Source organism: Capnocytophaga sp. oral taxon 863 str. F0517, assembly GCF_000466425.1.
GTDB lineage: Bacteria > Bacteroidota > Bacteroidia > Flavobacteriales > Flavobacteriaceae > Capnocytophaga.
Genome location: NZ_KE992088.1, coordinates 84,984 through 88,323, shown reverse-complemented (window position 1 = coordinate 88,323; position 3,340 = coordinate 84,984). Strand labels below are relative to the sequence as shown.

The 3,340-nt window shown below is 33.7% G+C and carries 1 protein-coding gene; it reads left to right on the top strand.

The window, feature by feature from the left end:
• Positions 1–74: 74 nt before the first annotated feature.
• Positions 75–3,340 (top strand): leucine-rich repeat domain-containing protein (locus tag HMPREF1551_RS14125; protein WP_021627328.1); only part of this gene is annotated, 3,266 nt, incomplete at its 3' end.

The window sequence follows — 3,340 nt, the reverse complement described above, 5'->3', positions numbered from 1 at the left end:
CTTTCTTATATCGAACTCACGTTAAAATATAGTATGTACTTTTGTGGCGTTTATAAACAAATAAAAATAACAAGATGAGAACTAAATTTTTAAAATTTATTGCCGTACTAAGTATGGTGTTATTAGCCTTTAATGGCTGTAAGAAAGATGAGGGAGAGGAGCCTGCCCCCACTCCTCAACCAAAAACTCCTGAAAATGTAGTAGTGTTCGACAAAGAAGTTGTAGAAAAGAAAATAGATACTATTACCAATAATGGGACGCTTGTTTTCTCTTCACTTTCAGAAAAAGAAAAACCTAAAGTAGGCGATATTATTTGCTCAGGGGTAGCACAAGGTGCCCCTCAAGGATTCTTGTATAAAGTGAAAGACATACAAGAAAAGAATGGCAAAACAACTATTATTACTGAAAAAGCCTATCTGGAAGAGGCTATCGGTGATGGAGAATTTGAACAAACTATCGTTATTTCCGCGCGCGATGTGCAAGCTATCTACAATTCAAAAGGAGAAGAAGTAGAAAATTTGATAAAAATTTCTCCTCTAAATACCTCTAGACAAAGACCACCTTATGATGTGCAGGCTTATGATACAAAATTAGAGAGTTCTATAAAGTTTGAAATTGACACAGAGTTAGAAAAGAACTTGAAATTAAAAGGAAGTGTAGAAGCTGGTATCAGTTTAGATTTCAAAATAAAAATTGGTTTTTTAAAAGTAGAGGAATTAGCCTTAATCGTAAACCCTCAAATAAAAGGAGAAATAAAAGTTGCTTGGTCGAAAAAACTTAAAGGAAAGGAAGAAGGAAAAAATTATGAATTAGGTGTAATAAAATTAGCTCCAATAACAGTTCCTATATCAGGTATTCCAGTAGTAATAACCCCTAAAATAATAATCATTCTTCACGTAGATATTGAAGGGAAAATAGAACTTTCAGGAAAAATACTCTCAGTAGAGGCTTCCCCAAAATTTGGACCTGTATATAAAAATGGTCATTGGTCTTTCTTAGGAATGAATGAGGGTGATAATAAAGACTTAATAAATGTGGACTTTTTTAAAGAAGTAAAATTTGGATTATCAGGTGAACTAAAAATAGGACCAAGAATTATAGCCGATTATACTTTTTATAATTCTGATACAGGAGCAGGCTTAGGTATAGGTTTTTATGGAAAATTAAAAAGTGATTTAGCTGTTAAAGTAGAACCCTCTTTCGAACAAATAAAAGATTTAGAATTCGACCCAAAAATAACCCTTTCAGCAGGTATTGAAGCTATTTATAAAACAGAGTTAAATATTTTCAGATTTAAAGCAGAATTAGAAGGCAGTAAAGAATTTTTAAAATGGCAGATAGCAGAACATCATATATTCCCTAAGTTCTCTGAACTTGTAACTTCGTTAGACCCAGAAGGGAATAAAGTGGTTGCTTGCAAGGTGGAAAGAATGCCTTCTAGACTGCTTTGGAGTGTTTCACAACACGGTTTTTGCTGGACAAATCAAAACAGAAAACCTACTATTGAAGATGCACATTCTGAATTAGGAGAGCTTGCTGGAACTATACTTGATTTAGATGCTTATGAAATGAAAGTAAAACTTCCTACACTGCTTCCTAATAGCACCTACAGCATACGTCCTTATTATACTTTTTGGGGTGGTACTTATTACGGCAGTGAACTTACTTTTAATACCGAGCAACCTAAAGAATTTAACCTTTCAGTCAGTACTCTTAATCTAAAAAAAGGTGAAAACAGTACTGTGAAAATTACTTCTGGTAATGGTACTTACGTAGTAAGCAGTAGCAATAAGACTGTAGCTACTGCCTCAGTGTCTGATACCAATGAAAAAGAAATTGTAATTGTAGCACATAACAAAGGTACTGCTACTATTATTGTAGAAGATAATGTAAGCAAGACAAAAAAAGAGATAAAAGTTACTGTAACAGAAGCTGATAATAACTTGGTACTATCAGCTAATTCAATTACTTTAAAAGAAGGAGAACATAAGGTAGTAAATATCACTTCTGGAAGTGGTGTTTATATTGTAAAGAGTAATAATGAAAGTGTAGTTTTGGCTAATGAAGTAAAAGCTGGTGTAATAGGAATTATTGCTAAAGGAGCTGGGAACGCTACTGTAATAGTAAAAGATAAAGCTACTAAACAACAAAAGACGATAGAGGTAACTGTAACTAAAGCACACCCAAGCCTTGTAGTTACTTCTAAAACTGCTGAACTTATGGTAGGTGGGCAGTATCGTATTAATATAACCTCTGGTAGTGGCAAGTACAGTGTAAGCAGCCAAAATAGCCATATAGCCACCGCTTCCCTTTCAGGAAATGCTATTGATATAGTAGGTAAAAGCAAAGGCAACACTACTGTACTATTAGAAGACAAAGAAAGTAAAGAAACCGTTAGCATTGCTGTAAAAGTAAGCCCTAAAGAAGAGAATACTGAAGTGCCTGAAGGGGTGATTATTAAGGATGGGATACTTGTAAAGTGGCCTTGTGACAAAATACCTACTAATGGGCATGTAACAATTCCTAATTCGGTTACAAGTATAGGAAGTTCTGCTTTTTGGAATTGCGATTCATTAACTTCTATTACAATTCCTAATTCGGTTACAAGTATAGGATGGTATGCTTTTTTAGGTTGTAGCTCATTAAAATCTATTACAATCCCTAATTCGGTTACAAGTATAGGATGGTATGCTTTTTATCAATGTAGTTCATTGTCTTCTATAGTAATTCCTAATTCAGTTACAAATATAGAAAAAGAGGCTTTTTATGGTTGTAGCTCACTGTCTTCTATTACAATACCTAATTCCGTAAAAACTATCGGAGATGGTGCTTTTGAAAGGTGTAAATCATTAACATCTATTACAATTCCTAATTCTGTTAGATATATAGGTAAGTCTGCTTTTGCAGGATGTTCCTCATTATCTTCTATTACAATTCCTAATTCGGTTACAAGTATAGGGAAGGGTGCTTTTTTAGGATGTAAGTCATTGTCTTCTATAGTAATTCCTAATTCGGTTACAAGTATAGGGAAGGGTGCTTTTTATGAATGTAGTTCATTGTCTTCTATTACAATTCCTAATTCGGTTACAAGTATAGGGAAGGGTGCTTTTTTAGGATGTAAGTCATTGTCTTCTATAGTAATTCCTAATTCGGTTACAAGTATAGGGAAGGGTGCTTTTTTAGGATGTAAGTCATTGTCTTCTATAGTAATTCCTAATTCGGTTACAAGTATAGGGAATGGTGCTTTTTATGAATGTAGTAAATTGTCTTCTATCACAATTCCTAATTCGGTTACAAGTATAGGAGAGGGTGCTTTTTTAGGATGTAAGTCATTGTCTTC